We start from the raw sequence: 26,485 nt of genomic DNA, 5'->3' as shown, positions 1-26,485 counted from the left end.
GGTGAACATCCTCTGGGACTCCTCACCTGACGCCCTCGAGCGCTTCCGCTTCGTCCTCGGCCCGGACACCCAGGCCTTGGACTCGGCGTCGATGGTCGCCCGCGTCCTCCACGACAACCTCGGCGTCCAGCAGGTCGTCATCGGCCCCGAGGTCCCCCTCGAGCAGGCCTGCGAGCTCGCCGAGGCGGCCCGCCTCGACCGGCCCGAGCTCGGAGTCATCCTCCTTCGCAGCAGGGTCGACGTCACGACGCTCGGCGCGGCCCTTCGCGCCGGCGTCCGCGAGGTCGTCGCCGCCGACGACCAGTCGGCGCTCGGTGAGGCCCTGCGGCGCAGCCGCGAGCTGACCTCCCGCCTCCTCGGCCACGCCGGGGGCGTGGCGAAGGACACCGGGAAGATCGTCACGGTCTTCTCCGCCAAGGGTGGGGTCGGCAAGACGACGCTGTCGACGAACGTCGCCGTGCACCTGGCCTCGGTCGGTCTCAAGACCCTCCTCGTCGACCTCGACCTCGCGTTCGGCGACGTGGCCATCAGCCTCCAGCTGCTGCCGGCGAGCTCGATCTTCGACGCGGTGGCGATGAGCGGGCACCTCGACGAGTCGGGCCTGGCCCAGCTCGTGACGCGCCACGAGGCGAGCGGCCTCGACGTCGTCTGCGCACCGAACGACCCGGGCGACGCCGACCGCATCCCGGTCAACGTCGTCACCGAGCTGCTCAAGGTGGCCCGGCAGAACTACGACTTCGTCATCGTCGACACCCCGCCGTCGTTCACCGAGCACGTCCTGGCCGCCTGTGACATCAGCGCCTCGCTCGTCCTCATCGCCACCCTCGACATCCCGGCCGTGAAGAACCTGCGCGTCGCCATGGACACGCTCGACATGCTCGGCAGCCCGAAGGACGCGCGCATCATCGTGCTCAACAAGGCCGACACCAAGGTCGGGCTGCGCCCCGAGGACGTCGTGACGGCGATCAAGACACCGATCGCGGTCAACATCCCGAACTCGCTCGCCGTGCCCGCCTCGGTCAACCGCGGCGTCCCGATCGTCCTGGACGACCCGAAGAACGGCGTCAGCGTCTCGATCCGGCACCTCGCCGACGCCCACCTGCGCGAGCAGGTGGTCGGTGAGGCCGACGACCTCCAGTCCACCCGCAAGTCACTCTTCAGTAGGGGGCGTCGATGAGCCTCGCCGACCGTCTCGACAGCGTCCGTCGCACCGCACCGGTGCCCGGCGCCGACACCGCACCGGGGGCGCCCGTCGTCAAGCGGCGCGTCGTCGACCCGTTCACCGAGGTCAAGGAGCGCGTCCACCAGGCGCTCATCGAGAACCTCGGCCCGCGCCTCTACGACCCCCACCTCCCCGAGGCCGAGCTGGCCGCGCAGGTCCGCACCACCCTCCAGCAGACGATCGACGGCGAGCAGACGCCGCTGAGCCACGCCGACCGCACCCGGATCGCCCAGGAGGTCTCCGACGAAATCCTCGGGCACGGGCCGCTCGAGCCGCTGCTGCGCGACCCGGAGATCAGCGAGATCATGGTCAACGGCGCCGACTCCATCTACGTCGAGCGCTCGGGCAAGCTGTACCCGGTCGAGACCCACTTCTCGAGCGAGTCGCACCTGCGTCGCGTCATCGACAAGATCGTCGGCCGCGTCGGCCGTCGTGTCGACGAGGCGAGCCCGCTCGTCGACGCCCGCCTGCCCGACGGCTCGCGCGTCAACGCCGTCATCGCGCCGATCGCCCTCGACGGCGCCATGCTCACGATCCGGAAGTTCTCCAAGGACCCGTTCAACGACGCCGACCTCATCGCCTTCGGGACGATGACGCCGGCCGTCCGCGACTTCATCAAGGCCTGCGTCCGCGGTCGTCGCAACATCGTCATCTCCGGCGGTACCGGCTCGGGAAAGACGACGCTGCTCAACGTCATCTCCTCGTTCATCCCCGAGGACGAGCGCATCGTCACCATCGAGGACGCGGCCGAGCTCCAGCTCCACCAGGACCACGTCCTGCGGCTGGAGTCGCGCCCGTCGAACATCGAAGGTCGGGGCGAGATCGCCATCCGTGAGCTCGTGAAGAACTCCCTGCGCATGCGGCCCGACCGCATCGTCGTCGGTGAGATCCGCGACGGCGCCGCGCTCGACATGCTCCAGGCCATGAACACCGGCCACGACGGGTCGATCACGACGCTGCACGCCAACAGCCCTCGCGACTCGCTCGCCCGCCTCGAGACGATGGTCCTCATGGCCGGCGTCGACCTGCCGGTGCGCGCCATCCGCGAGCAGGTGGCCGGGGCGCTCGACATGGTCATCCAGCAGGCCCGCCTCAAGGACGGCTCGCGCCGCATCACCGCCATCTCCGAGGTCGTCGGCATGGAGGGCGACACGATCACCCTCCAGGACATCTTCACCTTCGACTTCAGCGCCGGGCGCGACGAGCAGGGCCGCTTCAAGGGCGGGCTCGTCTCCACCGGCCTGCGGCCCGCGTTCACCCAGGACCTCGCCGACATGGGCGTCGACCTCCCGCCGTCGCTCTTCACGTTCGGGGCGCGCCTGTGACCCGTGCCGCTGCCCGCTCGGTCCTCACCCGGACCGTCGGTGTCGCCGTGCTCGCCACGACGGCACTCCTCACCGGTGCCGCCTCGGCGTCGGCGGAGGCGTCGGCGACGTTCAGCGACCTGCGCAGCGCGAACGGGCACGTCACCGGCTCCCTCATCATCCGTGGGGTCGACCCCAAGCAGATCGACACCACCCAGGTCATCGCGCGGGTCGACGGGAAGTCCGCCGTCGTGAAGCTCGCGCCCGCCACGACCTCCAGCCGGTCGACGATGCTCGTCATCGACACGAGCGGGTCGATGGGTGAGGCCGGCATGGGCACCGTCCGCACGGCCGTCAAGGACTTCCTCGCGGCGGTCCCGAAGGACGTCAAGGTCGGTGTCGTCAGCTTCGCCTCGACGGCGGGCGTCGACGTCAAGCCGACGACCGACCGGGCCAAGGTCCAGAGCGTCGTCAACGGCCTGCGCGCCCGCGGCGAGACCGCCCTCTATGAGGCCGTCCAGGACGCCGTCGCGGCCCTGGGCACCGAGGGTGAGCGCAGCATCGTCCTGCTCAGCGACGGCGAGGACACCGTCGCGGGAGCCGACGGCAACGTCTCGCGTGACGCCCAGCAGCGCCGCGCCGCGACGACCGCCCTCACCAAGGCCAAGGTCCGCGCCGAGGTCGTCGCGTTCAAGAACGACGCCGGACGAGCCGTCCTCAACGGCTTCGCCAACGTCGGAGGTGGCACCGTCGTCAGCGCCGCTGACCGCAACGCCGTGCGCGTCGCCTTCGACACCGCCGCCAAGACCCTCGAGGGGCAGGTCCGCTTCGACCTCACCGTCCCCGCCGGCCTCACCGGTGAGTACGAGGTCGTGCTCGACGGCAGCGCCGCCGGCCAGAAGTTCTCGACGGCGCAGTCCATCAACGTCACCGCCAGCGCCCCAGAAGTCGACACCTCGCTCGACCCGGTGATCGACACCGCGGTCAACGGATCCGCGCCGGAGGCGCGCATCGCCTCGATGTCCGGGGTCTTCCTCCCGATCGCCCTCGTCACCGTCCTCGTGGGCCTCTTCGTCATCGTTCTGGCCTTCTTCGGGCCGGCCTTCCGCTCCCGCCGCAGCGCGCGTGTCTCCGAGATCGAGAACTACGGCCTCGGTGCCGGGGCTCCCGGAGCCCACCGCACCGCGGACGGCGGCAACGGGATGGGCGAGCAGCTCATCCAGATGGGCGACCGGGTCATGTCGGGCCGCGAGTCGACGACGAAGACGATGCAGCTCATCGAGCGCGCCGACCTGCCGTGGCGCGCCGGGGAGTGGTTCGTCATCCGCATCCTCGCCGTCTTCGTCGGGGGCATCGGGTTCTTCGCCCTCCTCGGCAGCCGGGCGCCCCTCCTCGGGGTCCTCGTCGGCGTCGTCCTCGGCATCTTCCTGCCGAGCATCGCGCTGCGCTGGCTCGCGAACCGCCGGGCCAAGAAGTTCGAGGCGATCCTGCCCGACGTCATGATGCTCGTCGCGACGAGCCTGTCGAGCGGCTTCTCGCTCCTCCAGGCCCTCGACTCCGTCGCCCGCGACGCCGCCGAGCCGGCCGGCAAGGAGTTCTCGCGAGCGCTGGCGGAGAGCCGGATCGGCTTCGACATCTCCGACGCGCTCGAGCACGTGGCCGTGCGCATGAAGAGCGAGAACATGCGGTGGGCCGTCATGGCGATCCGCATCCAGCGCGAGGTCGGCGGCAACCTCGCCGAGACCCTGCGCACCACCTCGGCGACGCTGCGTGAGCGCGAGTCGCTCAAGCGGCACGTCCGTGCCCTCTCGGCCGAGGGTCGCCTCTCGGCGTACATCCTCATCGCCCTCCCCGTCGGGATCTTCCTGTTCTCGATGTGGAGCAACTACGAGTACGTCAGCCTGCTGTGGACGACCTTCATGGGCATCGTGATGTCCGTGAGCGGCATCGTGGCGATGATCCTCGGCATCTTCTGGATGAAAAAGACCGTTTCGATCGAGGTATGACGTGCTCCTCTTCCTAGGCTGTGTCATCGTCGTGCTCGGCGTCGCCGTCGTCGCGCTCGTGGGGCGCACCGGCTCCGGCGAGACCACCGGCGTCGCCCGGTCCCTCGAGCTCATCGACTACGCCCCGACGACCAAGACCGTCGGCAAGAACGAGCTCGCCACCCGCGACCGGCTCGTCGTCCCGATCGTCAGCGCGATGCGCCGGATCGGGGAGCGGCTCTCGCCCGGCGGGACCGCCGGGCGGATCCTGCGTTCCCTCGACAAGGCGGGCAACCCGGCCGGGTGGAACCTGGAGCGGATCATGGCCGCCAAGGCCCTCGGTCTGGCCCTGCTCGCGTTCCTCCCGATCGTCTTCCTCGGCGTGTCGGTCCGTGGGGTCATCGTGGCCATCGGGGCCGGGGTCTTCGGGTTCTTCCTGCCGGACCTCCTCGTGTACAACATGGGGGCCAAGCGCCAGCAGGAGCTGACCAAGGGCCTCGCCGACGCCCTCGACATGCTCACCGTCTGCGTCCAGGCCGGCCAGGGTTTCGATGCCGCGATCATGCAGGTCGCCCGCACCGTCCCCGGCCCGATCGGCGGCGAGTTCGCCCGCGTCCTCTCCGAGATGCAGATCGGCAAGGGCCGTGGTGAGGCCTTCGCCTCCCTCGGCGAGCGCGTCACCACCCCCGAGGTCAAGAACTTCGTCAGCGCCCTCGTCCAGGCCGACCGCATGGGCCTGCCCATCGCGGCGGTGCTGCGGGAGCAGACGAAGGAGATGCGCGTCGCGCGGCGTCAGCGCGCCGAGGAGAAGGCCCAGCAGGTCACGGTGAAGATCCTCTTCCCGCTCCTGCTCTGCATCTTCCCGGCCCTGTTCATCGTCATCATGGGCCCGGGTGCGATCCGCATCATCCAGACCTTCTCGAGCGGGATCATCTGACCGGTCCCACCCCCCGGAGGGGATGGGTGGGCCCGGTCAGGTCCGTCCCGAGACGACGGAGGCCGCCGTTCCCGGCGGCCTCCTTCGTCCGGTCAGCGACCGTGGGTCAGCGCTCGACGTCCTGGACGAGGCCGAGCCGCACCGCGGCGATGACGGCACTGGCCCGGTTGTGGGCGCCGAGCTTCTCGTAGATCTTGCCGATGTGGGTCTTGACCGTCGAGGGGCTCATGTAGAGCTGGCGGCCGACCTGGGCGACGGACGCGCCCTCGACGAGCAGCTCGAGGACCTCGGTCTCGCGGGCCGTCAGCGTCGTCTGGGGGGACTCGCTGCGACGGCGCATCGCCTCGGCGAGACCGCTGGCCGAGAACTCGCCGGGCATGTCGGCGGCGCGTCGCACGGCGTTGATGACCTGCTCCGAGGGCGCGCTCTTGCGCACGAGGGCCGAGGCGCCCGCGTCGAGCGCCTCGAGCAGCGTCGCGTCGTCGTTGAGCATCGTGAGGACGACGAGCCCGATGTCGGTGGAGCGCTCCCGGGCCGTGCGCACGAGGGAGAGGCCGCTGCCGTCGGGCATCGTGACGTCGACGACGGCGACGAGCCGGTCCTCGACCGGAGAGGAGAGGACGCGGTCGACGAGGGAGACCCCGTCGGCGAGCGAGCCGGCCTGCCCGATGACGGTGACGTCGTCCTGGGCGCCGAGCATCGCGGCGACGGCCTCCCTCACGACGGCATGGTCGTCGATGAGCACCACGCTGATCCCCACGGCAGCTCCTTCGGTCAAGACCGCTTGCGAGTCGCACCGACCGGTGCGGGCTCTTCGACGCTCAGGTTAACGGTGGTGCGGCTGTTCGGCTCGGTCCTCACGAACAGGGTCGCGTCGAGCGTGTCGAGGGCCGGGTCCCGGAAGGTCCGCTTCGCCAGCCTCGGGTCGCCGTCGTGCGAGATGTCGACGTTGGCCGGTCCGGCGACCGAGGTGGCGAGGGAGACCCACGCGTTGCGGGCGCCGGAGGCCTGCGCGTCGGCGAGGACGTCCATGACGAGGCGGTGGATGAGGATCTCGACGCGGGGATCCATCCGGCGCTGGCTCTCGCTGACCGTCACCGTGGTGCGGACCCCGGTGACGCTGCCGAAGCTCTGCACGGCGGCTCCGAGGACGGCGCCGAGCCCGGTGCCGGGTCGCTCGGCGACGCGCAGCTCGGTGATGTGGAGGCGGAGGTCGGCCATGGCCGTCGAGAGCTGCTCGCGCAGGGTGTCGAGGCCGTCGCGCATGGGGATGCCGGGCGGGCCCGCCTGGGCCCGCAGCGCGTCGACCTGGTAGCCCAGCGCCGCGAGCTCCTGGGCGATGCCGTCGTGGATGTCGCGGGCGATCCGGTTGCGCTCCTCGAGGCTGGCGAACTGGCGCAGCGTGCCGAACAGGAGGCCGGCCTGGAGGGTCGGGGCGATCCGTCGCGTGACGTCGCGCGCGACCTCGCGCTCGGCCTGGGTGAAGGTCTTCTCCTCCGAGCGCTCGGCGACGAGGACGGTGGTCGACCCGTTGCCGAGGGCGAAGGGGACGACGAGCGCGCGCCGGCGTCCCATCTCGTCGGTGAAGGCCACCTCGGTCGGCTGCCAGCTCGACGGGTTCGAGCGCAACAGCTTGGCGACGTGCTCGGAGATGTGCCACGGCGCTCGGGTCGACCCGCGCAGGGCGACGGGGACGAGGTGCTCGGCGTCCTCGGTGACGAGGACGGCGCTGCGGGTCGAGGGCACCTCGGCCGCGAGGAGGTCGAGGGCGAGGGTCGCGCTCGCCGGGGCGTCGAGGCCGGTCGACATCTGCGACGACAGGTCCTGGAGGCGCTGGATCAGCTCGATGGCCTCGCGGGCCGCCGGGTCGGCACCGTTGCGGTCCCGCTCGGTGGCGAGCCGGGCGTTCCACAGGCCGAGGAGCCCCATCGCGATGACGGCCCCGAACCACAGCATGACGTCGCTGCTCGTGTGGGTCTCGGAGGAGGCGAGGAAGAGGACGCAGCCGATGAACGCAAGCCCGGCGCCGACAGAGGTGAGGAGGAAGCCCAGCCGCGCGTGGCGCGACCCCGCGTGGAAGACGGGGAGCAGCGCGAGGAGGGAGGCGCCGGTCCCGATCGTCGCGTAGGCCGCCCCGGCCGCCGCGGCCGAACCGGTGAGGAGGGTGAGGATGAGGGTGTTGACCAGGCCCTTGCGGGCGACGGGCATCGAGTCGAGGGCGACGACGACGAGGTCGAGGACGACGACGAGGAGGAGCCACGGCACGACCTTCTCGGTCTCCTCGGTGACCACGGCCAGCAGGAGGCTCAGGAGCGCGAAGACCAGGCGGATCCTGGCCGACGTGTCGAGCCCCTGGAGGCGAGAGGTGCGGGTCACGCCGCGAGCCTAGTTACTCGGCGCCCGACTCTCTCGACATTCGAGGGTGTTCACGGGTCCTTGTGGGAGGATGACGCGGATTCTGGCACCGTGGGGAAAGGACCGGCCGACGTGAAAGGTCGCGTGCTCGTCGTCGATGACGACCTGGCACTGGCGGAGATGCTCGGCATCGTCCTGCGCAACGAGGGCCTCGAGGTCGACCACGTCGCCGAGGGGTCGTCGGCCATCGGCGCGTTCCGCGACCACCGGCCCGACCTCGTCCTCCTCGACGTCATGCTCCCGGGGATCGACGGCCTCGAGGTCTGCCGTCAGATCCGCGCCGAGTCCGGCGTCCCCATCGTCATGCTCACGGCCAAGACCGACACGCTCGACGTCGTCCTCGGGCTCGAGTCGGGCGCCGACGACTACGTCGTCAAGCCGTTCAAGCCGCAGGAGCTCATCGCCCGTGTGCGTGCCCGGCTGCGCCGCGGCGACGAGCCCGAGCCCGAGCGCCTGACGATCGGCGACCTCGCCATCGACGTCGCCGGCCACTCGGTGACCCGCGACGGCGAGTCGCTGAGCCTGACCCCCCTCGAGTTCGACCTCCTCGTCGCGCTCGCCCGCAAGCCCTGGCAGGTCTTCACCCGCGAGGTCCTCCTCGAGCAGGTGTGGGGCTACCGCCACGCCGGCGACACCCGGCTCGTCAACGTCCACGTGCAGCGGCTGCGCTCGAAGATCGAGCACGACCCCGAGCACCCCGAGATCGTCGTCACCGTGCGCGGGGTCGGCTACAAGGCGGGCAAGGCCTGACCGTGTCCGGACCCGCCGACACCGGCGTCCGGACCCCCGTCCCCCCCGACGAGGGTCCCGAGGGCTTCGGCGCCTCCGGCCCCGAGGGCTCGAGCGGTGCCGACGCGCAGCGTGGCCGCCGGCTCGACCTCCGTCCCGACCTCGAACCCGCCGAGCGACAGGGGGACGGTGCCGCCGAGCACGCCGGACCGCCGTCCCGGGCGGCCGAGCTCGCGACGACCGCGGTCGCGCAGGCCCGCCGGCTCCCGCGCCTCGTCCGCCGCCGCTGGCGCCAGTCGCTGCGGCTGCGCGTCGTCACCACGACGATGGCGCTCGGCCTCGTCGTCGTCTCCCTCCTCGGCGGCGTGCTCCACGAGCAGATCGCGAACGGCCTCGAGAACGACCGCGTCGACCGGGCCGAGTACGAGGCGCTCGCCCTCACCGCCCAGGCGCAGACCTACTGGGACAACTCGACCTCCACCTCCGTCGACGAGCTCAACCAGGCGGCCCGCGACATCATGTCGCGCATCCTCACCGCCCCCGAGGAGGTGCCGAGCCGCTACGTCGTGATGTCGCGCTCCGCCGGCAACGAGAGCGAGGTCGTCCTCGCCGGGCTGACGAGCGGTGCGCTCGACGTGTCCGCGGTGAGCCCGGAGCTCCGGCAGCGGGTGGCCTCGACCCCGGAGCGACAGCAGGTCCAGATGACCGAGGTGACCGTGGGCGGCGAGTCGCTCCCGGCCGTCATCGTGGGCAGCGTCGTCGAGGTGCCGAACGCGGGTCTGTACGACCTCTACTTCATCTACCCGATGGAGCAGGAGGTCGCGACGATGGCGCTCATCAGCAACTCCTTTGTCCTGGCCGGGATCATCCTCACCCTTCTCGTCGGCGCCGTCGCGTGGGTGGTGACCCGGCAGGTCGTGGCGCCCGTGCGCCGGGCCGCCGAGGTGGCCCAGCGGCTGTCGGCCGGCAAGCTCAACCAGCGGATGCACACCCGCGGCGAGGACGACCTCGCCCTCCTCGCGACGTCGTTCAACGGGATGGCCGACAGCCTCCAGTCGCAGATCCGCCAGCTCGAGGGGCTCTCGGCGGTCCAGCAGCGCTTCGTCTCCGACGTCTCCCACGAGCTGCGCACGCCCCTGACGACCATCCGGATGGCCGTCGACCTCATCCACGAGGCCCGCACCGGCTTCGACCCCACGGTCGCGCGCTCGGCCGAGCTGCTCGCCGGCGAGCTCGACCGGTTCGAGGCGCTCCTGTCCGACCTCCTCGAGATCAGCCGGTTCGACGCCGGCGCGGCGGCCCTCGACGTCGAGCCCGTCGACATCACCGGCACGGTGCGACGGGTCGTGGCGAACGCCCGGCCGCTGGCCGAGCGGCGGGGGAGCGTCGTCACGGTCCACGCCCCGGCCGGGCCCGCCGAGGCCGAGGTCGACGAGCGCCGGGTCGAGCGCATCCTGCGCAACCTCGTCGTCAACGCCATCGAGCACGGCGAGGGGCGCCCGGTCGACATCCACGTCGACGTCGGGCTGGATGCCGTCGCGGTCGTCGTCGAGGACCACGGCGTCGGGCTGCGGCCGGGGGAGGCCGCCAACGTCTTCACCCGCTTCTGGCGGGCCGACCCGGCGCGGGCCCGCACGACGGGGGGGACCGGGCTCGGCCTGTCGATCTCCCTCGAGGACGCCCGCCTCCACAACGGGTGGCTCCAGGCGTGGGGCAAGCGCGGCGTCGGCTCCCGGTTCCGCCTCACCCTGCCCCAGCAGGCGGGTGACACCCTCCACGGGTCGCCGCTCCCGCTCAGCCCCACGGAGGACCCGTGACCCGACGGGGCCCCGCCGCCGCGGTGGGCCTCGCGGTGGTCCTCGTCCTCACGGCCTGCGGGGGCCTGTCGCGCGGCGGACCCGTCGAGCAGGGCCTCGAGGTCGGCAGCGGCACCCCGCCGGCGGTGCGGGTGGCCCCTCCGGGCCCGGTCGCCGGTGCCGGGCAGGAGAGCATCGTGCGCGGGTTCCTGCGCGCCGGGGCCGCGAGCGACGCCGCCTACGACAACGCGCGCGCCTTCCTCGCCTCCGTGGTGAGCGAGCGCTGGAACCCCGACGACAACATCGTCCTGCTCGCCGACGACACCCCGCCGTCGGCCACCCTCCTCGACCCCGCGACGGTCCGGGTCACCGGCAGGGCGGCCGGCACGGTCGACGCCGAGGGGCGCTACGTGGCGGCCCGGGCGGGCAGCACCGTCAGCGCGACCTTCCGGCTCTCCACCGTCGGCGGTGAGTGGCGCGTGTCCGAGCTGCCCGAGAACTTCGGGCGGTGGATCTCGCGGACCGACGTCAGCCGCCTCGTCCAGCCGTACGCCGTCCACTACCTGTCGACGAGTCGGCGCGCCCTCGTGCAGGACGTCCGGTGGTTCCCCGCCGACAAGCTGGCGACCCGGCTGGCCCGGGCGCAGATCACCCCGGTCCCGGCGTACCTGAGCGGGGCCGCGACCTCGGCGGTCCCGGAGGGCGCCCGCCTCCTCGGTGACGCCGTGTCGGTGAACGCCGGGGTCGCGACGGTCAACCTCATCTCGAGCCGGTTGGGCCCGGGCGAGGCCACCCGGCAGAACCTGTGGGCCCAGTTCGTCAGCACGCTCACCCAGGACGGGGCCGTCGCGCGCGTCTCCCTGTCGGTCGACGGGGTGCCGGTCGACCTCGTCGGCCTCGACGACTCGGCGGGCACCCTCTCCGAGCTGGGGTTCGCGACCCCACCGGGCGCCGTCCTCGCGAACCCCGTCGTGCGCCGGGGCGACGACATCGGGGGGTTCGACCCCGCCTCGAGCGAGCAGGACCCGCGGCAGCCGTCCACCCCCGTCACCTACCCCCCGGTCGACGCCGCGTTCCGGCACCTGGCCCTGTCGGCCGACGGGACCGAGCTCGCGAGCGCCGACCCCGGCGAGGACGGCATCTCGCGGTGGAAGGGCACCAACCGCTACGAGGTCCCGCTCGACGGCGTCGACGTCGGGGCCCCGGCCTACGACCGTCGGGGCTGGCTGTGGATGGGGGCCGTCTCGACGGAGGGCGCGAAGGGTCCCCACGTCTGGGTCGTCGACGTCCGCTCCGACCCGGCCGACCGGGAGACGGCCCGGGCGCGCGCGGTCGAGGCCCCGTGGCTCGCTGGCCGCCGGGTCCTCGAGTCGCGGGTCGCCCCGGACGGCGACCGCGTGGCCGTGCTGTCGGTGGCCGCCAACGGCACCGGGTACCGGATCGACCTGTCCGGCGTCGTGCGCGGCGGGGGCGGTGTGCCGCAGAGCCTGGCCCCACCCCTGCGCCTCGCGGCACCCCTCACCCGTGCGGTCTCGCTCGCCTGGCTCGACGACCGGACGCTGGCCACCCTCGGCGTCCTCGACGGCAAGACGCTGCAACCCACGATCCTCAGCGTCGGGGGTGACGTCAGGGCGCTGACCCCCGTCCGCGACGCGGTGGCGATCGCGTCCACCGGGGGCGAGCGCGACCTGTGGGTCACGACGAGCACGGGTCGCCTCCTCGGGCGGGCCGGCTCGCAGTGGGTCGACAACGGCCCGGCGAACGACCTCGCCGTCGCCGCGGGCTGACCCGTCCCCGACCCGTCCCTTGCCGGTCGTCCCTGACCGCTCGTCCACAGGGCCCCGCGGCGGATGCCGTCGTCCACGGATCCGGTCGGGTCCTCGCGTGCCCGCCGTGGGACGTCGAGGGTGGGCGGGTGGCCGGAGCGGGGAGGGCAGCCGTGCGGCGGGCGCTGGCGGCGGCCGCCGACCTCGTGCTGCCGCTGCGGTGCGCCGGGTGCGGGTCGGGTCGCGGCCCGTGGTGCCCGGCCTGCCGTGACGGCCTGAGGGTGACCGGTCCCGGGGTGGGCTGCGTCCCGGTCGTCGACCCTGATGACGGCAGCGTCCTCGAGGTGCACGCCGCGGCGCGGTTCGAGGGGTCGCTGCGCCGGCTCGTCTCCGCGTGGAAGGACGAGGACCGCGCCGACGCCACGGGCGTCCTCGTCGCGCTGCTCGCCGGTGCCCTGACGACGGCGCTGGGCTCCGAGCCCGCGCTGCGGCTCGCCCTCGTGCGGGGTGAGGGCGTCCTCGTCGTCCCGGTCCCCACGTCGCCGGCCGCTCGGCGACGGCGGGGCGGTGACCCCGTGGCGACACTCGCCCGTTGCGCGGTCGTCGCGGTCCGGGGGCCGCCGGCCGGGCGCCGGCCGGGCCTCGTCGTGGTCCCAGCCCTCCGCCACCGCCGGCGAGTGCGCGACCAGTCCCGGCTGTCGCGGGCCGACCGGCGGGCCAACCTCCGAGGGGCCCTCGGGGTACGTGCCCGGGCCGCCCCGACCGTGCGCGGCGCCACGGTCGTCGTCGTCGACGACGTCGTCACGACCGGCGCGACCCTGGGCGAGGCGTCCCGCGCGCTGAGACGCGCCGGGGCGGCCCACGTGGTGGGCGTCACCGTCGCCAGGACCCCGCGACCGGGCGGGTCCCGCCTGCCCACGGGCCGTTGAGCGCCGCGTCCGGCGTGGCACGCCACGACCGTGGGCAGGCACGGTGGCCCGGTCTCGTCCGTTGGCCTTGTGACCCACCCGCACCCGGGCTAGCGTCGGTGGTCACGGTCCTCGATCCTCCCGGAGGTGGTGCCCCCGACGTCAGAGCCCGCGAGTTCAGGCAGCACCCCCCAGCATCGAGGAGGACCACGTGGACATCGTCGTCACCGGACGGCACCTGACCGTCTCCGACCGCTTCAGGGCGCACATCGAGGAGAAGCTCGCCAAGGTGAGCCAGCTCGAGCCCCGCACGCGTCGGATCGAGGTGCTGGTCAGCCACGAGCCGAACCGTCGGCAGGCCAAGGAGTGCGACCGAGTGGAGATCACCCTGTACGCCCGTGGCCCCGTGGTCCGGGCGGAGGCGTGCACCGAGGAGAAGCACGCCGCGCTCGACATGGCGATCGACAAGCTCATGGAGCGGCTGCGCCGCAAGAACGACAAGCGACAGGTCCACCGGGGTCGCCGGACCCCCGAGTCGGTGGCGCACGCCACCGCCCGCATCCCGGCACCGGCCGCGGCCGAGCCCGCCGCCGACGAGGACGCGACGACCGACGACCCGTTCGGCGACAGCCCGGTCGAGGTGCGCGAGAAGATCCACCGCTCGACCCCGATGACGCTCGCCGAGGCGCTGAGCCACATGGAGCTCGTCGGCCACGACTTCTACCTCTTCCACGACGTCGACACCGACCGCGCGAGCGTCGTGTACCGGCGCCGCGGGTGGAGCTACGGGGTGCTCCACCTCGACCTCGACGGCTCCCTCACGGCCTCGTCCGAGGACTCCGGCGACGTCGAGGCCGCCGCGTCCTGAGGCAGCCACGATGGGTTGGCTGAGAACATCGGAGGGGCCGGTGGTGCGCACGGGGCCCCCAGCCTGCGACGATGGGCCCGTGGACGCTGACGAAAGGGACGTCGCGCAGGGGACCGGGGGCCACCCTGTCCGCGTGGTGATCGCCGACGACCACGACCTCTACCGTCGCGGGATGCAGGTCGTCGTCGAGCTCGACGGCAACGCGACCGTCGTCGGCGAGGCGAGCAACGGCGAGGAGGCGGTCGAGGCCTGCCTGCGCCTCAACCCCGAGGTCGTCCTCATGGACGTGCGGATGCCCGGGGTCGGGGGGATCGAGGCGTGCCGGCGCATCCGCGTGGCGGTGCCCGAGGCCCGCATCCTCATGCTCACGATGTCCGACGACGAGTCCGACCTGTTCGAGGCGATCAAGGCCGGCGCGAGCGGCTACCTCCTCAAGGACCTCCCGGGCGAGGAGGTCGCCGACGCCATCCGCCGGGTGCACGACGGCCAGGCGATCATCCCCCCGGGGATGGCGGCGACCCTCCTCAGCGAGTTCACCCGGCTGAGCAAGGTCCCCGTCGCCCCCGAGGGTGGCACCCCGCCTCCGCAGCTCACCGACCGCGAGGTCGAGGTGCTCCGGCTCGTCGCGCGCGGCCTGGCCAACCGTGAGATCGCCGACCAGCTCGTGATCTCCGAGAACACCGTGAAGAACCACGTTCGCAACATCCTCGAGAAGCTGCACCTCCACTCGCGCGTCGAGGCGGCGGTGTTCGCGCACCGCCAGCACCTCCTGCCGACGGATGACTGAGCCGCTCTACCCGGTCCACCTCACCCGACCGGCGGCACGCCGGATCGCCCTCGCCGCACAGGGATTCACGCGGCCGCGTCCCGAGGTACCGGGGACCCGCGACGTGCAGCGCGTCATCGACACGGTCGGCATCATCCAGATCGACAGCGTCAACGTCGTCGTCCGCAGCCAGTACCTCCCGTTCTTCTCACGCCTGGGTCCCTACGACCGCGCCCTCCTCGACCGGGCCCGCGACGTCGCGCCCCGTCGGGTCGTCGAGTACTGGGCGCACGAGGCCTCGCTCGTCGCCCCCTCCAGCTGGCCGCTCCTCGACTTCCGGATGCGCCGGGCTCGCTCCGACGCCTGGGGCGGGATGCTGCGGGTCGCGCGCGACCACCCCGAGCTGGTCGCGGCGGTGCTCGCCGAGGTCGCCGCCCGGGGGCCGCTCACGAGCCGGGGTGTCGAGGCCGCGCTGGCCCACGACCTCCCTCGCGAGCGTGACGACTGGGGCTGGAACTGGTCGCTCGTCAAGAGCGCCCTCGAGCACCTCTTCTGGTCGGGGGAGGTGTCGAGCGCGGGTCGCAACCAGCAGTTCGAGCGTCGGTACGCCCTGCCGTCCCGCGTGCTCCCGCCCCGGTGGCGGGCAGAGGCCCTCGACCCCGACGCCCGCCCGGGCGACGAGGAGGCCTTCCGCCGGCTCGTCGAGATCTCCGCCCGCGCGCACGGCGTCGGCACGGAGCAGTGCCTGCGCGACTACTTCCGACTCAAGCCCGAGCAGGCGCGGCCGGCGATCGAGTCGCTCGTCGCCGACGGCACGCTCGTCCCGGCGACGATCGAGGGCTGGCACCGGCCCGCGTACCTCCACCACGAGGCGCGCCGCCCCCGGAGGGTCCGTGCCAGGGCCCTGCTCTCGCCCTTCGACTCCCTCGTCTGGCAGCGCGACCGGACGCGCGCGATCTTCGGCTTCGACTTCCGGCTCGAGATCTACGTCCCGGAGCCGCTGCGGGTCCACGGCTACTACGTCCTGCCGTTCCTCCTCGGCGACGAGCTCGTGGCCCGCGTCGACCTCAAGTCCGACCGCGCGGCCGGCGTCCTCCGGGTCCGGCGCACGACCTGGGAGGACGGACGCGGCGACGTCGACGACGTCCGGGAGCTCCACGAGGAGCTCGGCCTGCTGGCCGGCTGGCTCGGGCTCGACTCGGTGGCGTGACCGGCGTCAGGGCACGGTGACGCCGGACGCCCGCAGCAGCACGTACGTCCCGTCATCGCCCGAGACGGTCCATCCGCTGCGATCCCGGAGCGCACCGGCCAGCGGCGAGGAGCCCTTGAGGAGGGCGACGCGCGCGCCCGTGGCCGTGACGGTCTCGTCCCACCCCGGCCGGGCCGAGAACGACTCCATCACCGCCCGGAAGTGCTCGATGTCGTAGACGTCGGCCCGGCCGTCGACCACGGGGTCGAGCTCCGGGTGGTGCCAGAGGAGCCACCCCCCGATGTCGTAGTCGTTGAAGACGACCGTCCCCGGATCGAGCGACGACAGGGCCGGGTCCATCGCGAGGGGCACCGTCGCAGGCCGGGAGACGTCGAGCGAGGAGGTGGCGGGGACCAGGGTCGCGGCGAGCAGGACGCCCACGCCCACCGTGACCCATTCACGGCGTCGCGGCAGCGTGGCCGGTGCGGGCCCCGCAGCGAGCCGCCCGAGGGTCGACGCCGCCACCACGGTGAGCAGGACCGCGCCGAGGGCGATGGTGCGCACGTACATGAGGGTGCAGGCCACCCCGACGACCCAGAAGGCGGCGCCGGTCCAGGTGAACGTCGGCCGGCGCACGACCCACACCACGAGGCTGAGACCGGCGATGACGAGAGCGGCAGCCGTCTGGTGCATCAGCACGGAGGGGCGGGACCACTCGGTGACGTAGGGGGTGTAGGCGGCCATCCCGCCGGCCGTGAGGAGCAGCCGTGGACCGACGGGAGTCAGGGCGGCGGCGACGAGGGACAGAAGGGGGACGAGGGCGAGCCTGGCCACCTCGCGCCGCCCCAACCGGCCGTCGAGGAGCGCTGCGAGCACTGCGGCGCCTCCCAGGGCGACGCCGACGAACCACAGGCCGTGCGAACAGGTCCAGACCCAGGAGAGGGGGACGAGCCACCAGCGCGGGAGGCCGTCGTCCGCCGACCTGATCCAGGCCACCGCGAACACGCCCGTCAGCACGAACGTCACGAGCTGCGGCCGGGGTGCGATGGAGCCCGAGGCGCCGACGAACCCGACGATCGACAGCACCGCAGAAGGGAGGGAGGCGGCGAACTGGCGGGCGAAGGCGTAGAGGGCGACCAGGAGTCCCACCGCGGCGAGCGCCTGGACGGTCGCGAGGACCTCGTACCCGCCCACCTCGAACAGGCCGTCGAGGAAGAGCTGGGGTAGCCATTCGTGGAACACCAGGGGTTGCGTGGCGAGCGAGCTCCACGGCTCCGGGCCGACGAAGTCCCACGTGGACCGGAGGTGCTCGCCGAGCCGGAGGTGCCAGAAGAGGTCGGGGTCCGAGACCGGCAGGTAGCGGGCCCGGAAGACGAGGAGGCACGCCATGACGAGCGCCAGAGCGGGTGTCAGCGCGACGAGGCGGTCGGCGACGGTCGCGGGGCGAGCGGGGGCCACCGGGTCGGCGGCGGACGGTCGCAGGGCAGGGCCACTCACGCGTGCCACTATGACCGAGGCGGACGGCGTCCGCCCGACGGTTGATCCGTGCTGAGAGAATTCTGAGAGGCCGGTCCGATCGGTCGGTGGCGGGCCAACCGAACGGGTGATGGCCCGGCCGGGGCCGTAGCCCACTATGAGTGAGGCATCGGCACCCACGCCGAGCCATAGGAGCGGACGCAGATGGTCAGTAGCGCAAGTCGTCGCCGTGGAGCTCGCCGTGAGCGAGGGGCCTCCGCGGTCGAGTTCGCGATCCTGCTCCCCGTGCTCCTGGTCCTCGTCTTCGGGATCATCGACTACGGCATCTTCTTCTTCGACTCCATCGGCCTGAAGCAGGGCAGCCGCGAGGCGGCCCGCCAGGCGGTCGTCCTGCGCGTCGACGCCACCGCGTGCAGCCCCACGGTGAGCTACACGAACATCGCGTGCACCGCCCGGACCGCGAGCACGAACATCCTCGGCCAGGGCACCCCGCGCGTGAAGGTCTACATGCGGATCCAGCAGAGCGCGCCCAACCTCGCCGCCGACTGGAAGCAGGGCAACCAGTTCATCCTCTGCACCCAGGTGTCGGAGAAGTCGGCCACCGGATTCGTGCCGTTCCCGTCGAACGGGATCATGTCGAGCAAGGTCGTCATGTCGATCGAGAAGGACTCCTCGGTCCCCACCGGCTCCCTCGTGCAGGATGGCGCCCCCACCGGAGGTAACTGGACGTGGTGCTGAACCGACTCCACCGGGCTCCCGCCCGGCGCGACGAGAGGGGAGCGGTGGCGGTCGTCGTCGCCATCTCCTTCACCGTCTTCGTCATCCTCGTCGCCCTGGTCGTCGACCTCGGGCTGGCGCGCGACACCCGCCGGGTGTCGCAGAACGCCGCCGACGCCTCGGCCCTCGCCGCGGCCAACACCCTGTACCCGCAGCTCGCGTGCCCCAGCGGTGGCGCCAAGCCGTGCGTCGCCGACGCCGTCGCGGCCGTCAAGAGCTACGCGCAGGTCAACTTCGACATCACCCCGGCCGAGTGGGGTGCCTGCACCGCCACGATGCCCGCCGGCTACGTCGCCATGGGCGGCACGTCGTGCATCGCCTTCAACAGCGCGACCGCGCCGACCAAGGTGTGGGTGCGGATGCCGACGCGCAACGTCAAGACGAACTTCGCCGGGATCATCGGCAAGTCCAGCGTCGCCGTCGGCAGCCAGGCCGAGGCCGAGCTCGGCGTCGACATCAAGTGCAGCCTGTGCTTCCTCGGCAGCGTCGAGTCCGAGAACGCCGACTTCAACGTCTACGGCGGCTCCATCGCCGTCAACGGCAACATCAACGCGGGCCCGAACAGCTACTGGACCTCGAGCTCGAACGGCGTCGTCGGCACCGTCAACGGCGGGGTCTTCACCCCCGCGACCCAGCCGATCTCGTCCTTCGCCGACCCCCTGGCCGCGCTCCCGCTGCCCCTGAGCGACCCGCTGCACACGGTGAAGACCAACCCGTGCACCCAGGGCCCGGGCATCTACAACACCGACATCTCCCTCGGGAACAACGTCACCTGCACGCTGCTGCCGGGCCTGTACGTCGTCAGCCGCGAGTGGCTCATCGGCAACAACACCCTCGTCCAGGGGGTGGGTGTCACGATCTACGTGCCGGGGCCCACCGGCTACCTCAACTGGAAGAACGGCAACACCAACATCGTGGCGCCGGTCACCGGGCCGTACGCGAACCTCGCGGTCATCTACTCGCGGGACAACACCAACCCGTTCTCCATCCAGGGCAACGGCCTGATGGGGATCACCGGGACGGTGTACGTCAAGTCCGGAGCGCTCGACTTCAACGGCAACTCGTGCTTCAACTTCACCCACGGGCCCGTCGTCGTCAACGGCGTCATCCTCGCCAACGGCAACCAGTCGTGCATCCAGATCAACTCCCCGGTCGACCAGACCATCACGCGCACCGACCTGCACCTCAGCCAGTAGGCAGCGCGCACCAGCACCGCCACGACCGACGCCCCGGCTCCTCGAGCCGGGGCGTCGTCGTTCACTCGGCGAGGAGCTCCCAGTGGAGGGAGTCGACCGTGGCGCCGGTCGGCAGGACGTCGGCGGCGGTCTCGCGGCCCCAGATGGTGAAGCCGATGCCGTCGAGGACCCGGTTGCTGCCGACGTTGTCCTCGGCCGTCTGGGCGACGAGGCGGCGCAGGCCCATGCCACCGGCCTCGCGGGGGAGCAGGGCGTGCCGGGCGAGCGCGGTGGCGGCGGCCCGGGCCACCCCGCGACGCCGGGCGCTCGGGAGCACCTGGTACCCGAGCTCGGCCGTGTCGTCGTCGAGCGTGCCCTCGACGACGAACACGAGGACCTCGCCGAGGGCGGTGTCGGCGGCCGCGTCGGCGACGCACCAGCTGAGCATCGTGCCCTGCGACATGCGCTCCCGGCGGGTCGTCAGCCACTCGGGGAACGTGTCGGCGTCGAGGACGCCGCGGGCCGGCATGTGGTGGGCGGGCTGGTCGCGGGGCTCGAGCGACGCGACGTCCGAGTCGCGCCACGGGCGGAGCACCAGGCCGCCCGCGTCGTCGGTCGTCAGGACCGGTGGCTCCTCCCAGGGCGTGCGCGGCTCCATCGGGTCGTCGGCCCCGAGGCTCGCTCGCCACATGTCGGAGGCCGGGGCGAAGGGGTCGTCCGGGTTGGCCATGAGCTGCGGGATCGTGCCGTGGTGGGTGAAGCCGCACGCCCACGCCACCCGCCACGAGGCGCTGTGCCCGCGGACCGCGGCCCAGTGGACCCGCACGCCCTCGCGCTCGGTGAACCACCAGCGCGCGGCGAGCCGCAGGGCGCCGGCCATGAGGCCGCGCCCCCGGCCCCCGGGGTGGAGGCCGAAGCCGGTCTCGGCGGCCCCACCACCGCGCGGCCGCAGGTCGATGGTCCCGAGGTAGGCACCCTCGGGGTCGGTCGCGTCGGTGACCACCCAGAAGCGCTCTCCCTCGGGGTCGGCCCACTGCCGCTCGATGAGCGCGAGGTAGGCCCGGCCCTCGCCGGGGCTGTACGGCCGCGGCACCGTGGTCCAGTGCAGCGTCTCGGGGTCGGAGCACTGCTCGACGATGCGCGGGACGTCCTCGAGGCGGTGGGCACGCAGGAGGACGACGCCGTCGGTGAGCTCGGGGACGCAGTCCGGGTACGACTGACCGGTCATTCCCCAACCCAACCACCGGCCAGGGCCTCCAGGGAACTCACCCCGCCGGGCGCGACGTTGGAGCCCTGCGGTGGTCGGCCGACTGCGGTGGGCCACCGGGCGCTCGACTACCCTAGGCAGGTCCGGTCGAGAGACCGCCGTCAGTCACGCCAAGGGAGTTCCACTCGTGAAGATCGTCGAGAAGCTGTTGCGCGCCGGTGAGGGGCGGACCCTCAAGAGGCTCGACAACATCGCGGCGCAGGTCAACGCGATCGAGGACGACTTCGAGAAGCTCACCGACGCCGAGCTGCGCGCCGAGACCGACAAGTTCAAGGCGCGCCTCGCCGACGGCGAGACCCTCGACGACCTCCTCCCGGAGGCGTTCGCGGCCGTCCGCGAGGCGAGCAAGCGCACCCTCGGCAAGCGGCACTTCGACGTCCAGATCATGGGTGGGGCCGCCCTCCACATGGGCAACGTCGCCGAGATGAAGACCGGTGAGGGCAAGACCCTCGTCGCGACCCTGCCGAGCTACCTCAACGCCCTCACGGGCAAGGGCGTGCACGTCATCACGGTCAACGACTACCTCGCCGAGTACCAGTCCGAGCTCATGGGCCGCGTGCACCGCTTCCTCGGGCTCGAGACCGGCTGCATCCTCGCCTCGATGACGCCCGAGCAGCGGCGCGCCGAGTACGCCAAGGACATCACCTACGGCACGAACAACGAGTTCGGCTTCGACTACCTGCGCGACAACATGGCGTGGTCGACGGCCGAGCTGGTCCAGCGCGAGCACCACTTCGCCATCGTCGACGAGGTCGACTCCATCCTCATCGACGAGGCGCGCACGCCCCTCATCATCTCGGGGCCGGCCGACCAGCCGACGAAGTGGTACCAGGAGTTCGCCCGGATGGTGCAGCGCCTCGAGCGCGGCGAGCTCGAGTCGGGCGAGGGCGACTACGAGGTCGACGAGAAGAAGCGCACCGTCGGCGTCCTCGAGCGCGGCATCGACAAGGTCGAGGACCACCTCGGCATCGAGAACCTCTACGAGTCGGCGAACACCCCGCTCATCGGCTACCTCAACAACGCCATCAAGGCCAAGGAGCTCTTCCAGCGCGACAAGGACTACGTCGTCCTCAACGGCGAGGTCCTCATCGTCGACGAGCACACCGGGCGCATGCTCGCCGGCCGGCGCTACAACGAGGGCATGCACCAGGCCATCGAGGCCAAGGAGGGGGTGGAGATCCAGAACGAGAACCAGACCCTCGCGACGATCACCCTCCAGAACTTCTTCCGCATGTACGACAAGCTCTCGGGCATGACCGGTACGGCCATGACCGAGGCCGCCGAGCTCAACTCGATCTACAAGCTGGGCGTCGTGCCGATCCCGACGAACCGCTCGATGATCCGCATCGACCAGGCCGACCTCGTCTACCGGACCGAGGAGGCCAAGTACAAGGCGGTCGTCGACGACATCGTCGAGCGCCACGAGAAGGGCCAGCCCGTCCTCGTCGGCACGGTCTCGGTCGAGAAGTCCGAGTACCTGTCCGACCAGCTCCGCCGCCGCGGCGTCCCGCACGAGGTCCTCAACGCCAAGCACCACGAGCGCGAGGCGGCCATCGTCGCCGACGCCGGTCGCAAGGGCGGCGTCACCGTCGCGACGAACATGGCCGGTCGAGGCACCGACATCATGCTCGGTGGCAACCCCGAGTTCCGCGCCGTCGCCGACCTCAAGGCGCGCGGCCTGGACTCCCACGAGACGCCCGAGGAGTACGAGGCGGCGTGGGACGAGGCGCTGGCCGCGGCCGAGGCCGACGTGGCGGCCGAGCACGAGGAGGTCACCGAGCTCGGTGGCCTGTACGTCCTCGGCACCGAGCGCCACGAGTCGCGCCGCATCGACAACCAGCTGCGTGGTCGTTCCGGCCGCCAGGGCGACCCCGGCGAGTCGCGGTTCTACCTCTCGCTCGAGGACCACCTCATGCGGCTGTTCAACGCCGGCCTCGTCGACCGCGTCATGACGACCGCGAAGCTCGAGGACGACCAGCCGATCGAGTCCAAGCTCGTCTCCCGCTCGATCCAGTCGGCGCAGGCGCAGGTCGAGGCGCAGAACTTCGAGATCCGCAAGAACGTCCTCAAGTACGACGACGTCCTCAACCGCCAGCGCACCGTCATCTACGACGAGCGCCGCCGCGTCCTCGAGGGCGAGGACCTCCACGAGCAGCTGCGCTTCTTCGTCAACGACGTCATCGAGGGCTACGTCGACGCCGAGACGGCCGAGGGCTTCCCCGAGGACTGGAACCTCGAGCGCCTCTGGGGTGCCCTTCGTGCGATCTACCCCGTGTCGATCACGCCCGACCAGGTCGAGTCGGCGGCGGGCGGCCGGACGGGGCTCACGGCCGACAAGCTCAAGGAGGAGCTGCTCTCCGACGCGCACCACGCCTACGACGAGCGCGAGAGGGCGCTCGGCGAGGACGTCATGCGCGAGGTCGAGCGGCGGGTCATGCTCTCGGTCCTGGACCGCAAGTGGCGCGAGCACCTCTACGAGATGGACTACCTCCAAGAGGGCATCGGCCTGCGGGCGATGGCCCAGCGCGACCCGCTCGTCGAGTACCAGCGCGAGGGCTTCGCCCTCTGGAACACGATGAACGAGGCCGTCAAGGAGGAGTCGGTCGGGCTGCTCTTCCACGTCGACGTCCAGGTCGACGCCCCCGAGCCGGCCGCCCCGGCCGTCGAGCCGATGCACGTCTCCCAGATGCTCGGTGCCATGTCCGGCGCCGCGCCCGCGATCGCCGAGGGCGACGTCGCGGTGGCCGAGGAGCCGGAGACCCGCGAGACCGACGGGCACCCCAAGGTCGACGTGTTCGGCGTCGGGGTCGAGCGCCCCCGCGCCCGCGCGCTCCACTACTCGGCGCCCAGCGAGACCGGAGGCGTCGAGGAGCGCGACGAGGGCACGCCGACCGCGAAGGCGAGGCTGACCGACGAGCAGCTCTCGAGCACGCCGCGCAACGCCCCGTGCCCCTGCGGCTCGGGCAAGAAGTTCAAGATGTGCCACGGCCGGCGCTGACGCCGCAGGTCAGGACACCGGGAGCCCCGTTGCGAAAGTCCGCAACGGGGCTCCCGTGCGTCCCGGTCACGGCGCTACGGTGCGCTCCTGACCCACACCGTGTGGGGGGGAAGGGGTGGGGTCATGAGGTCGTGGGCGAGGACGGTCGCGGTGGCAGCGCTGGTGGGGGTCGGGGCGGTCGCGGGGTGCGGGTCGGCGACCGAGGAGGGTGGCGGGGCGCCGTCGGCGAGCGGTTCGGCCACGGGTTCGGCGAGTGCGTCGGCCAGCCCGTCGGCGAGCCCGGCCGACAGCGGGGAGGCGAAGAAGCGCGCGTCCTCGGCGACGAAGAAGGCCCTGCTGCCCGACGACGCCTTCGAGAAGATCGGGATGAAGGTCGACATGGCCCCCGAGGAGAAGAAGTGGGACTGGTTCGAGAGCTGTGAGCCGTTCCTGCCCTCGGAGTCCCGGCAGGTGACCGGCCACCACGGCCGCTGGCTGGGGGAGGGCGCCATCGTCGACCAGACGGTCGTGGCCTACCCCGACGGCATCGCCGAGGACATCGTCGGCGAGGTGAAGAAGGCCGTGACGTGCACGGAGTACAGCGCCGGCGGCACGACGTACACCAAGGTCGCGCCGGTGACGCTGCCCAAGGTGCCGGAGGCGCTCGCGGCGCAGGCGTGGTGCATGCACTCGTCGAAGGACCACGAGGTCTGCCACTCGGTGTTCGCCGAGCAGGACCTCATCAGCAGCATCTGGGTCATCGCGAACCAGAAGGACGACGCCCTCGACGCGCTCGGCGTCATGACGGCGCTCGCGGCCAAGCGGATCGAGGTCCAGATCCGGTAGGTCGCGTCGGGCCGAGCCGCGGCGGCTCGCGGGCGGCCTGCCGTGGGCCGGGGCGCTCACCCGACCTGGAGTGCCCCGATCTTCCATTTGCCGTCCTGGCCGACGAGCCGCACCGCGACCGCACGCACGCGCGGCCCGTGGCGCACGACGAGCGCCACCTCGGCGACCCCGTCGGCCGGTTCGCAGACACGCACCCGCTGGATGACCATGCGCTGTCGGGCCCGCGGGGCCCTGCCCTCCGCCATCCGGCGCCCGACCCGGGCACTGCGCCGGGCCAGCACGGCATAGACCTCGGGGGTCGTCCAGCGCAGGACCTGGGTCGGCGGCCGCACCCCGGTCATCACCTCGAGGACGGCGAGGGTGATCCGCGCGGCCCAGCGCGCGGGGTCGGGCAGGTCGGCGCTGACGGTGCGCTGCGGCCCGAACACCTGGTCGTCGGAGGCCGCGGCGAAGTCGACGGCGAGGGCGTCCTGGACGTAGCCGCGGGTGCCCAGCCGCTCCTCGCGCTGCTGGCGCGCACGGCGCACGGCCTCGTCGAGGGGGAGCGCCGGTGGAAGCAGGCGCGGGCGCGGCGCCACGTGGAGGACCCCGGCGCTCACGACGCGGCCGCCTCGGGAGCGCGCAGCACCTGTCCCGGGAGCAGGAGGTCGGGATCGGCGCCGACGACGTCGCGGTTGGCCGCGAACCACCGCGGCCACGCCGCGGCCACCTCCGCCTCCGACGCGTCGGCCCCGAGCCGGCGGGCCGCGATCGACCACAGCGTGTCGCCACGCCGGACGACCACCTCGGCGACCTGGTGCGTCGGCGCCGGGCGGGTCGGGGCGAGGACCCGCAGGTCGGGCTGCGGCCGCACGACCGGGGCGGTCGGCACCCAGCCCGGGTCCGGGACGACGTCGTCGGCTCCGCCGCCGACCCCGGACGTCCCGAGGTCGGGCTGGTGCCGCCCGAGGTCCCGCGCGGGCCGCCCGAGCCCGGGGGAGGACCACCCGGGGTCGGGGAGCGGCCGGAACGACGGGCCGGGCCGCTCGATGGCCACGACGGCAGGACCTCGCGGCGCCGCGGCGACGGACCCACCCGGGACGGCACCCGCTGCGACGGTGAGACCGAGCGACACCGCGACGACCCGTCGCAGCGCCGCCGGGGCGACGAGCTCGGCCAGGCCCCCTGCGACCCGGCCGACCACCCCCGGGACCCCGGTCAGCGCCGACACCGCGACGACCGTCGCCAGCCAGGCCGAGACCGCCCCCGCCGCCCCGGCGACCACCATGACGAGGAGCTCGTCGGCGCGGACGGGCACCCCTGCCGCCAGGCGCCCGGCGAGGTCCGCGGTGACCCGCGCCAGGGCGAGGGTGAGCGCGACGCCCCCGACTACGGCCACCGCGGGACGCAGGCTGATGAACAGTCGTTTGATGGTGTTTGATGCGATTTGCATGCACTGGACGCTAGACCTGGGCGCCGACGGCCGCAACGGCAGCGTCCTAGGCTGTGGACGACGGAGGGGGAGAGATGCGCTGGGACCGCCTGTTCGCCGACCTCGAGGGCCAGCTCGCCGCGGGGGAACGACGCGAGCTCGACGACGAGGTCGCCGAGCGCACCCGGCGTGAGCGGGCCCTCGTCCCCCTCGCCGACCGGCTCGCGCAGCTACCAGGCTCGTCGGTCACGATCGGCCTCGTCGGGGGGCGCCGGCTCGAGGGAGAGCTGGCCGACCTCGGCGACGGGTGGATGCTGCTGCGGACCGCGGGGCGCGACGTCCTCGTGCCCCTGTCCGTGCTCGCCGCCGTCACCCGCCACGCCGTCCCGGGTCCCGAGGGGCCGCCGAGCCGAGGCGGGGACGTGGCGGCCTCGGCGCGTCGGTTCGGCCTCGGCTCCGCCCTGCGGGCCCTGTCCCGCGACCGGGCCACGGTCGCGGTCCACCTCGTCGGCGTCCAGGCAGCGCTCGTCGGCACGATCGACGCGGTGGGCGCCGACCACCTCGACCTCGCGGAGCACCCCGAGGGCACGGTGCGGCGACGCGAGAACGTCAGCGCCGTGACGACCGTGGCCACCTCGGCGCTCCTCCTCGTGGAGTCGCGTCGCTGAGGC

Annotated in this window: 23 protein-coding genes; 16 read left to right on the top strand and 7 right to left on the bottom strand. The window is 72.6% G+C overall.

From position 1 onward, the window contains the following. The first annotated feature begins 1 nt into the window (after position 1). The 4 genes from ACFWN3_RS04655 to ACFWN3_RS04640 are packed head-to-tail and all read left to right on the top strand — an operon-like array spanning position 2 to position 5,448. Positions 2-1,177 carry a CpaE family protein gene (locus ACFWN3_RS04655; protein ID WP_377643892.1) on the top strand — a complete coding sequence of 392 codons (1,176 nt, stop codon included), beginning with the start codon at positions 2-4 and terminating at the stop codon, positions 1,175-1,177. Beyond that, positions 1,174-2,547 (top strand): CpaF family protein, encoded by a 1,374-nt coding sequence (locus ACFWN3_RS04650; RefSeq protein WP_377643890.1) that lies wholly within the window; start codon positions 1,174-1,176, stop codon positions 2,545-2,547. The genes ACFWN3_RS04655 and ACFWN3_RS04650 overlap by 4 nt, the downstream gene beginning before the upstream one ends. Beyond that, a complete protein-coding gene (locus ACFWN3_RS04645; protein WP_377643888.1) occupies positions 2,544-4,532 on the top strand; it encodes a type II secretion system F family protein in 1,989 nt (662 codons plus the stop codon). The genes ACFWN3_RS04650 and ACFWN3_RS04645 overlap by 4 nt, the downstream gene beginning before the upstream one ends. A gap of 1 nt (position 4,533) precedes the next feature. Further along, positions 4,534-5,448 (top strand): type II secretion system F family protein, encoded by a 915-nt coding sequence (locus ACFWN3_RS04640; RefSeq protein WP_377643886.1) that lies wholly within the window; start codon positions 4,534-4,536, stop codon positions 5,446-5,448. 106 nt (positions 5,449-5,554) lie between these two features. Here the strand turns inward: ACFWN3_RS04640 and ACFWN3_RS04635 are convergent, their stop codons facing one another. Both ACFWN3_RS04635 and ACFWN3_RS04630 read right to left on the bottom strand, forming a co-directional pair. Continuing rightward, positions 5,555-6,208, bottom strand: coding sequence for a LuxR C-terminal-related transcriptional regulator (locus ACFWN3_RS04635; RefSeq protein ID WP_377643884.1), 654 nt, complete (start codon positions 6,206-6,208; stop codon positions 5,555-5,557). A gap of 14 nt (positions 6,209-6,222) precedes the next feature. Next, entirely contained in the window at positions 6,223-7,824 is a 1,602-nt protein-coding gene (locus ACFWN3_RS04630; protein WP_377643882.1) for a sensor histidine kinase, read from the bottom strand. Between the two features lie 111 nt (positions 7,825-7,935). On the opposite strand from ACFWN3_RS04630, the gene mtrA reads away from it, so the two are divergent. The 7 genes from mtrA to ACFWN3_RS04595 all read left to right on the top strand — a co-directional run bounded on the left by mtrA (position 7,936) and on the right by ACFWN3_RS04595 (position 15,906). After that, a complete protein-coding gene (mtrA, locus tag ACFWN3_RS04625; RefSeq protein WP_377643880.1) occupies positions 7,936-8,613 on the top strand; it encodes an MtrAB system response regulator MtrA in 678 nt (225 codons plus the stop codon). Between the two features lie 2 nt (positions 8,614-8,615). Continuing rightward, entirely contained in the window at positions 8,616-10,409 is a 1,794-nt protein-coding gene (gene mtrB / locus ACFWN3_RS04620; protein ID WP_377643878.1) for an MtrAB system histidine kinase MtrB, read from the top strand. Further along, positions 10,406-12,175: a GerMN domain-containing protein gene (locus ACFWN3_RS04615; protein ID WP_377643876.1), complete on the top strand. Its 1,770-nt coding sequence runs from the start codon at positions 10,406-10,408 to the stop codon at positions 12,173-12,175. Before mtrB ends, ACFWN3_RS04615 begins: the two co-directional genes overlap by 4 nt. 128 nt (positions 12,176-12,303) lie before the next feature. Further along, complete coding sequence (locus tag ACFWN3_RS04610) at positions 12,304-13,083, top strand: ComF family protein (RefSeq protein ID WP_377643874.1); 780 nt, start codon at positions 12,304-12,306, stop codon at positions 13,081-13,083. A 190-nt stretch (positions 13,084-13,273) separates the two neighbouring features. Next, the gene (hpf, locus tag ACFWN3_RS04605) at positions 13,274-13,930 is read left to right on the top strand and encodes a ribosome hibernation-promoting factor, HPF/YfiA family (protein WP_377643872.1); all 657 of its coding nucleotides are present in this window, start codon (positions 13,274-13,276) and stop codon (positions 13,928-13,930) included. Between the two features lie 10 nt (positions 13,931-13,940). Next, positions 13,941-14,717 (top strand): response regulator, encoded by a 777-nt coding sequence (locus tag ACFWN3_RS04600; RefSeq protein WP_377643870.1) that lies wholly within the window; start codon positions 13,941-13,943, stop codon positions 14,715-14,717. After that, positions 14,710-15,906 carry a winged helix-turn-helix domain-containing protein gene (locus ACFWN3_RS04595; protein ID WP_377643868.1) on the top strand — a complete coding sequence of 399 codons (1,197 nt, stop codon included), beginning with the start codon at positions 14,710-14,712 and terminating at the stop codon, positions 15,904-15,906. The genes ACFWN3_RS04600 and ACFWN3_RS04595 overlap by 8 nt, the downstream gene beginning before the upstream one ends. Positions 15,907-15,912: 6 nt before the next feature. Here ACFWN3_RS04595 and ACFWN3_RS04590 read toward each other — a convergent pair whose 3' ends face one another. After that, positions 15,913-17,382 (bottom strand): hypothetical protein, encoded by a 1,470-nt coding sequence (locus ACFWN3_RS04590; RefSeq protein ID WP_377643866.1) that lies wholly within the window; start codon positions 17,380-17,382, stop codon positions 15,913-15,915. A 264-nt stretch (positions 17,383-17,646) separates the two neighbouring features. Here ACFWN3_RS04590 and ACFWN3_RS04585 point away from each other — a divergent pair, with 264 nt between their 5' ends. Then, the gene (locus tag ACFWN3_RS04585; protein WP_377643864.1) at positions 17,647-18,099 is read left to right on the top strand and encodes a TadE family protein; all 453 of its coding nucleotides are present in this window, start codon (positions 17,647-17,649) and stop codon (positions 18,097-18,099) included. Then, the gene (locus tag ACFWN3_RS04580) at positions 18,090-19,334 is read left to right on the top strand and encodes a TadE/TadG family type IV pilus assembly protein (protein WP_377643863.1); all 1,245 of its coding nucleotides are present in this window, start codon (positions 18,090-18,092) and stop codon (positions 19,332-19,334) included. The genes ACFWN3_RS04585 and ACFWN3_RS04580 overlap by 10 nt, the downstream gene beginning before the upstream one ends. A gap of 61 nt (positions 19,335-19,395) precedes the next feature. On the opposite strand, the gene ACFWN3_RS04575 is transcribed toward ACFWN3_RS04580, so the two are convergent. Continuing rightward, the gene (locus ACFWN3_RS04575; RefSeq protein WP_377643862.1) at positions 19,396-20,541 is read right to left on the bottom strand and encodes a GNAT family N-acetyltransferase; all 1,146 of its coding nucleotides are present in this window, start codon (positions 20,539-20,541) and stop codon (positions 19,396-19,398) included. 166 nt (positions 20,542-20,707) lie between these two features. Between ACFWN3_RS04575 and secA the strand changes: the two genes are divergently transcribed. After that, positions 20,708-23,578 (top strand): preprotein translocase subunit SecA, encoded by a 2,871-nt coding sequence (gene secA / locus ACFWN3_RS04570; RefSeq protein WP_377643860.1) that lies wholly within the window; start codon positions 20,708-20,710, stop codon positions 23,576-23,578. 74 nt (positions 23,579-23,652) lie between these two features. Here the strand turns inward: secA and ACFWN3_RS04565 are convergent, their stop codons facing one another. Beyond that, positions 23,653-23,958 carry a hypothetical protein gene (locus ACFWN3_RS04565; protein ID WP_377643858.1) on the bottom strand — a complete coding sequence of 102 codons (306 nt, stop codon included), beginning with the start codon at positions 23,956-23,958 and terminating at the stop codon, positions 23,653-23,655. On the opposite strand from ACFWN3_RS04565, the gene ACFWN3_RS04560 reads away from it, so the two are divergent. Beyond that, positions 23,945-24,403, top strand: coding sequence for a hypothetical protein (locus ACFWN3_RS04560; protein WP_377643856.1), 459 nt, complete (start codon positions 23,945-23,947; stop codon positions 24,401-24,403). The genes ACFWN3_RS04565 and ACFWN3_RS04560 overlap by 14 nt on opposite strands. Positions 24,404-24,459: 56 nt before the next feature. On the opposite strand, the gene ACFWN3_RS04555 is transcribed toward ACFWN3_RS04560, so the two are convergent. Both ACFWN3_RS04555 and ACFWN3_RS04550 read right to left on the bottom strand, forming a co-directional pair. After that, entirely contained in the window at positions 24,460-25,002 is a 543-nt protein-coding gene (locus ACFWN3_RS04555) for an Rv3235 family protein (protein ID WP_377643854.1), read from the bottom strand. Beyond that, positions 24,999-25,835, bottom strand: coding sequence for a LysM peptidoglycan-binding domain-containing protein (locus ACFWN3_RS04550; protein ID WP_377643852.1), 837 nt, complete (start codon positions 25,833-25,835; stop codon positions 24,999-25,001). The genes ACFWN3_RS04555 and ACFWN3_RS04550 overlap by 4 nt, the downstream gene beginning before the upstream one ends. Before the next feature lie 74 nt (positions 25,836-25,909). Between ACFWN3_RS04550 and ACFWN3_RS04545 the strand changes: the two genes are divergently transcribed. Further along, positions 25,910-26,482 carry a hypothetical protein gene (locus ACFWN3_RS04545; protein WP_377643850.1) on the top strand — a complete coding sequence of 191 codons (573 nt, stop codon included), beginning with the start codon at positions 25,910-25,912 and terminating at the stop codon, positions 26,480-26,482. Positions 26,483-26,485 lie beyond the last annotated feature (3 nt).

This window comes from Oryzobacter terrae (genome assembly GCF_042756445.1).
GTDB lineage: Bacteria > Actinomycetota > Actinomycetes > Actinomycetales > Dermatophilaceae > Oryzobacter > Oryzobacter terrae.
This window is presented reverse-complemented; position numbering and strand designations above follow the sequence as displayed.